This is a genomic window from Rickettsiales endosymbiont of Peranema trichophorum (assembly GCF_004210275.1).
Taxonomy (GTDB): domain Bacteria; phylum Pseudomonadota; class Alphaproteobacteria; order Rickettsiales; family Midichloriaceae; genus RICK02.
The window spans coordinates 1-7,144 of sequence record NZ_SCFA01000120.1 but is presented as its reverse complement, the minus strand read 5'-3'; the positions used below and the strand labels follow the sequence as shown (position 1 = coordinate 7,144).

The following is a 7,144-nucleotide window of genomic DNA, read 5'->3' as shown; positions in this document are numbered from 1 at the left end:
ATAGCTGATACAGTAGTGGATGTACTAAGAGTGGTCAATCGACCAACAGTTGAGAATGTGAAGCAAGTGGTATTGGGTACAGTGCATGTATATGGAATGTACAAGGGATTGAATGTGTATGGATTAGCACTAGTGGGTTTAGAAGCTACATATCAAGTGTACCAAGGGGAATACGCTGAGGCGCTAAAACAGGTACTGATAACGACGGTTTACATGGCATTACCTATAGTGATGGGTGCAGGAGGTTTGCCATATGCAGGGTTGATATTTACATCAGGAATGACGGTGTACAGCCTTTACCATCTGATGTCCAACGTGCATAGTCTGTACACAGAATACACGAGTGATGACAATGTAGCGAAATCATCAGAGGCTTATGCGAGTCTATATAGTTTACTAGCTTGCACACCATTGCAATACGTGTATGAGTTTGATAGCTCCAGGGGAGAGTATGATGAATTGATGCAGGAACAAGAGCAATCGGAAGGAGCATTTCAAGGTGATAATTGATGATATGTGGAGAAGGTGTGTTGAGAGATTTGAGTGGTTATAACAATGCAAGGTTATGTGATGAGATAGCAAAATTAGCGTGTAGAGGTCATAAGGATGACAGTTATATTAGGTATTGGTTAAGCGTGGCTATTTGTAAGTTGGAGGAATTTAATGCGCAAGAATTATCAAAGAGTATCTGGAGTTTGGCGCGTCTTGGTTACAGGGGAGATGATTTCATAAGAAAATGGGTAGAAGTATCAACTAGAAAACTCCTAGAGTTTAACTGCCAGAATTTGTCCAACAGCATATGGAGTTTAGTGCGTCTTGGTTACAGGGACGATGATTTCATAAGAAAATGGGTAGAAGTATCAACTAGAAAACTCCTAGAGTTTAACTGCCAGAATTTGTCCAACAGCATATGGAGTTTAGTGCGTCTTGGTTACAGGGACGATGATTTCATAAGAAAATGGGTAGAGGTATCAACTAGAAAACTCCTAGAGTTTAATGTGCAGGACTTGTCGAATAGTATTTGGAGTTTAGCGCGTCTTGGTTACAGGAATTATGCCTTCATAATGGAGTGGGTAAGAGTATCGATTGGAAAATTACTAGAGTTTAGTGGGCAGGACTTGTCCAACAGCATATGGAGTTTAGTGCGTCTTGGTTACAGGGACGATGATTTCATAAGAGAATGGGTAGAAGTATCAACTAGAAAACTCCTAGAGTTTAACTGCCAGAATTTGTCCAACAGCATATGGAGTTTAGTGCGTCTTGGTTACAGGAACGATGATTTCATAAGAGAATGGGTAAGAGTATCGATTGGAAAATTACTAGAGTTTAGTGGGCAGGACTTGTCGAATAGTATTTGGAGTTTAGTGCGTCTTGGTTACAGGGACGATGATTTCATAAGAGAGTGGGTAAGAGTATCAACTTGGAGAGTTGGGGAGTTTAATGCCCAGGAATTATCCAACAGCATATGGAGTTTGGCACATTTTAGTTGGAGGGATGATGTTTTCATAATGGAATGGGTAAGAGTATCGATTGGAAAATTGCTAGAGTTTAATGCGCAGGAATTGTCGAACAGCATATGGAGCTTAGCGCGTTTTGGTTACAGAGATAATGATTTCATAAGAGAGTGGGTAATAATATCAATTAGAAAACTGTCAGATTTTAATGGACAAGGGCTGTCCAATAGCGTTTGGAGTTTAGTGCGTCTTGGTTACAGGGACGATGATTTCATCAGGGAATGGGTAAGAGAGTCAACTGCAAAATTACCGGAATTTGCTCCGCAGAACTTGTCCAATAGTATTTGGAGTTTGGTATGTTTTGATTATCAAGACAACACATTCGTGAGAGAGTGGGTAAGAGTGTCAGCTTATAAACTTGAACAATTTAGTACGCAGCACTTGTCTAACAGCCTCTGGAGTCTAGCGCGTTTTGGTTACAGAGATGATGATTTCATAAGAAAATGGGTAAGAGTGTTGATTGGAAAATTGTTATGGTTTAATGGCCAGGATCTGTCCATTAGTATCTGGAGTTTGGCGCGTTTTGGTTGGAGAGACGATGATTTCATAAGAGAGTGGGTAGGAGTGTCAATTGGGAAATTATCGGAATTTAATTCCCAGGAATTGTCTAACAGCATGTGGAGCTTAGCATGCCTTGGTTACAGGGACGCTGATTTTATAAGAGAATTGGTGAGAGTATCAACTGGAAAACTAGCAGAGTTTAGTGCACAAAGCTTATCTAATTGTATCTGGAGTTTGGTATGTTTTGGTTACAGGGATGATTGCTTTATCAGGGAATGGGTACGGATTGCGATGGGTAAGTTAGGAAAGTTTAATGGACAAGTACTGTCTAATAGTATCTGGAGTTTAGCGCGTTTTGGTTACAGAAATGATGATTTCATAAGAAAATGGGTAGGAGTGTCAATTATGAAATTGTCGGAATTTAATTCCCAGGAGTTGTCTAACAGTATGTGGAGTTTGGCTCATTTTGGTTATAGAGACGATGGTTTTATAATAGAGTGGACAAGAGCAGTAGATAGAAGGCTTGGGCAATTCAATATGAGGGAGGTAGAACAAAGTATCACTGGATTATCTTGTCTGTTGTTTAGAAGAGATGTGAAGCTAAACGAGAGTAAATTGGGGATGGTGCTGCACTCAAGTCCTGTATTGGTTAGTGGGATAGAGGTACTGTTAAGAAGTGATGTGCTCAATACCAAGCTAATGGGCTTATATTTAGTATCAAAGGTATTGGGGACAAGCGGGATAGAAGGAGACGTACTGCCAATGCTGGGAATATTTCGTATATTTTTGAAGGGAGAAGAGAAGATAATGCGTGTGGGAGGTTGTGTAGGCCTCCTTGGTGTTATCAGAGGGTATAAAATAGGGTCTGAGGTAGTGATGGTACTACTGGAAGAGCTGAAGCTATTGTTACAAGACAATGAGTGTCAAGTGAGGAATTTATCGTGTGTGGTGTTAGAGGAGTTGATACGTATATACGACATAGATGAAGAGGACATGAAGCTGTTGTTGGAAGAGGTGTGTGCTCTGTTAGAAGCAGGCAAAGTGGGAGGTGCATCATATGGGATATTGAGGGAGATAAGATTAAGAACAGATGTGATGAGTGTGAAGAAGAAAATATTGAAGACAATGTGTAAGGCAGAAATGAATAGGAGAGGGGAAGACGAAGTATTAGAGGTAGAGTGGAGACTGGAAGATGCATTGTTGAACAGAATATTAGAGAAGGTACTGTGTTGGTTAGGAGATGGGAGGGTATTATTAGAAGGTGAAGTAGAAGTACTACTGTGGGATATGTGGAAGGAAGGTGATAAGAAGAAGGTGAGTATATCAGAAGGATTGTATGAGCTCAGTTTTAGTATAGGAGGGAGAGTATTAGTAGAAGGTATGGAGGTATTGTTGTCGATGGTGAGGGAAGAGGATTGGGAAGTGAGGCAGATAAGCTATAGGAGTCTAGAAAGATTGAGTAGAGAAGGAAGTGAGGTGACAAAAATAGCAGTATTAAGTTTGTTAGAACAGATGGAAAGTGAAGGAGGAGAAGGTTATGTAAAGGGGTTTATCTTGATGGGAAAGGAACTGGTGTGTCAGAGGCCCTTGGAGGATATTACAGTGCATATTGCGATGTGTAGATATGATGCACCGATACACAATTTATTGTCATCAAAGATTGGACAGGATGTATTGTACATAGCGCATGAGGTAGGAGGGAGTATACTGCATGATGCGTTGTTGGATGTAATGTACGAGGAAGGGCAGGCACTAGCTTTATTAAGTAGAGCAAGGGAGATAGGAAGTAGAGAGTTGGTGCTTGAGATAATGGGAGCTGTGGAAGCATCAAGAGATATTGATATATTGGTCATACCATATATTCCAGAATCATCACTGGCACTTATTAGCGTTGAAGGAGAGCAAGGTCAGGTTGCGTCTACTATTGGTAGAGATTATGTGAATGCTGGTCAAAGAAGCATGATATCAAGGGTTATTGATGCTGTGATGAATCGACTTAACAACAAGCTAGATTTTGCATGGCAATACAAGGAGTATCTGTACAAGGGAGAGATTGGGAGATTTAAGGATATATTGAAAGAAAACAAGCTAGGTGAGACAGTATCGGTAGATATTTTACGTAATTATGGAGAGTTTAAGAAGCATGTGCTGCTTAGACTACACCCTGACAAGGGAGGGAGAAGGGAAGATTTTATATTTGCAAGGGAATTGCAGCAAAAAATGAGCTCTGATATTGATATAAAGGGAATAATAGGAGAAAAAGCGGCAGAAGTGGAAGTTATGATGTATAAAGTAGCGTTGAGCATCAAGATAGCTGATACAGTAGTGGATGTACTAAGAGTGGTCAATCGACCAACAGTGGAGAATGTGAAGCAAGTGGTATTGGGCACGGTGCATGTATATGGAATGTACAAGGGATTGAATGTGTATGGATTAGCACTAGTGGGTTTAGAAGCTACATATCAAGTGTACCAAGGGGAATACGCTGAGGCGCTAAAACAGGTACTGATAACGACGGTTTACATGGCATTACCTATAGTGATGGGTGCAGGAGGTCTGCCACATGCAGGGTTGATATTTACATCAGGAATGACGGTGTACAGCCTTTACCATCTGATGTCCAACGTGCATAGTCTGTACATAGAGTATACAAGCGATGAGAATGGAGGAAGATCAGCGTCTGGATATGGAGAAGTCTACAGTTTATTAGCACGAACTCCATTACAATACGTATACGAGTTTGATAGCTCTAGGGGAGAGTATAATGAATTGATGCAGGAACAAGAACAGCCGGAAGGAGCATTTCAAGGTGATAATTGATGATATGTGGAGAAGGTGTGTTGAGAGATTTAAGTAGCTATAGTAATGCGAGATTGTGCCGTGAGATAGGGAAATTAGTGCATAGAGGTCATAAGGATGACAGTTATATTAGGTATTGGTTAAACGCAGCTATTTGTAAGTTGGAGGAGTTTAATGCGCAAGAATTATCAAGGGGTATCTGGAGTTTGGCGCGTCTTGGTTACAGGGAAGACGAGTTCATAAGAGAATGGGTGAGGATATCAATTCCAAAGCTTTCAGAGTTTAATGCACAGAATTTGTCTAACAGTATCTGGAGCTTAGTGCGTCTTGGTTACAGAGATGATTGCTTTATCAGAGAATGGGTAGCAGTATCTACTGGGAAACTGAAAGAGTTTAACTGCCAGAATTTGTCCAATAGCATATGGAGTTTAGTGCTGTTTGGTTACAAGGACGACGCTTTTATAAAAGGATGGGTGAGAGTGTCAACTAGAAAACTATCAGAGTGTAATGTGCAAGACCTGTCAAGTAATATGTGGAGTTTAGTGCGTCTTGGTTACAGAGATGCTGATTTCTTGAGAGAATGGGTAACAGTATCTGCTGGGAAACTGAAAGAATTTAACTGCCAGAATTTGTCGAACAGCATATGGAGTTTAGCGCATTTTGGTTGGAGGGATGATGCGTTTATAAGAGAATGGGTGAGCGTCTCAATTGGTAGATTGGGAGAATTTAATGCACAAGGTTTGTCGAATAGTATTTGGAGTTTAGCACGTTTTAGTTATAGGGACGATGATTTTATAAAAGGATGGGTGAGAGTATCGACTCGAAAACTGTTAGAGTTCAACGCCCAGAATTTGTCGAACAGCATATGGGGTCTAGTACATCTTGGTTATAGGGATGATCAGTTCATAAGAGAATGGGTAAAAGTATCGGCTAGGAAATTGCTAAAGTTCAATGCTCAGGACCTGTCAAATAGTATGTGGAGTTTAGAGCGCTTTGGTTATAGATATGACGATTTCATAGAAGAATGTGTGAGGTTAACAATCGGGAAATTGGGGCAATGTAATTCCAAAGATCTGTCGAGCAGCATCTTGAGTGTAGTGCGTTTTGGGCATAGGAACGACCTGTTTATAAGAGAATGGGTAAGAGTTGCTGGTGTGAGGTTGCGTGATTTTAATGAACAGAGTTTATCTAATAGTCTTTGGAGTTTGGGCTACTTTGGTTATAGGGATGATAATTTTATAAGAGAATGGGTGAAGGTATCGATTGGGAAATTGCTAAAGTTTAACTGCCAGAATTTGTCGAACAGTATCTGGAGTTTGGCTCAATTTGGTTATAGAGACGATGGTTTTATAATGGAGTGGACAAGAGCAGTAGATAGAAGGCTTGAACTATTTAATCTGAGAGACCTAGAACAAAGTATCACGGGATTATCTTGTCTGTTGTTTAGAAGAGATGTGAAGCTAAACGAGAGTGAGTTAGTATGGATGTTATACCCAAGTCAAACATTGGTAAGGGGAATAGAGGCATTGTTAAGAAGTGATGTGCTCAATACCAAGCTAATGGGCTTATATTTAGTATCAAAGGTATCGGAGAAATGGCAAGTACAAGAGTGCGTTTCAGCAATAATAGAAATGTTGCATATATCTTTGAGGGACCAGAATAAAGGAATACGGATTGGAGCTTGTTTAGGAATGCTTGGCGTTATAAGTGGGTATGGAGTGAGGGATGAGATGGTTCGAGCATTACTGGGAGAACTTAGGCTACTGCTACATGACAGTGAGTGGGTAGTAAGGAATGTATCATGTATAGTGTTAGAGAAATTGACACGCATGTACGGCATAGATGCATACAATGTGTCAGTATTGTTGGAGGAAGTATGTTCGCTACTAGAGGCAGGTAAAGTGGGTGGCGCATCATACGGAGTATTGAGAGAAATGGGATTGAGAGTGAATGTGATAAGTGAGAAAAAGAAAATATTAAAGACGATGTGTACTGCTGAGATGAGGAGGGACAAGGGATATGAAGTATTAGATGTAGAGAGGAGATTGGAAGATGCATTATTGAACAGAATATTAGAAAAGATACTGTGTTGGTTGGGGGGTGGTAAGTTGATGTTAGAAGGAGCAGTAGAGGCCCTATTGTATGATACATGGGAAGGAGATGATGGGAAGAAAATCAGTGTGTGTGAGAGATTGTATGAGCTAAGTTTCGACACAGGAGGAGACGTACTAGTAGAATGGATGGAGCTGTTACTGTCGATGGTGAGGGAAGGAGATTGGGAGGTGATACAGATAAGCTATAGGAGCATAGAAAGGTTGGGTAGAGAAGGT

Annotated in this window: 2 protein-coding genes and 1 pseudogene; all 3 read left to right on the top strand. The window is 40.6% G+C overall.

The window, feature by feature from the left end; translation table 11 throughout:
• The coding region (locus EDM53_RS06295; protein WP_207215503.1) for a hypothetical protein at positions 1 to 510 on the top strand (510 nt) is incomplete at its 5' end.
• Positions 510 to 4,835: a hypothetical protein gene (locus EDM53_RS05855; RefSeq protein WP_130122720.1), complete on the top strand. Its 4,326-nt coding sequence runs from the start codon at positions 510 to 512 to the stop codon at positions 4,833 to 4,835. The genes EDM53_RS06295 and EDM53_RS05855, both read left to right, overlap by 1 nt.
• Positions 4,835 to 7,144: pseudogene (locus EDM53_RS06405) on the top strand (hypothetical protein); the annotation flags it as partial. The gene EDM53_RS05855 and the pseudogene EDM53_RS06405, both read left to right, overlap by 1 nt.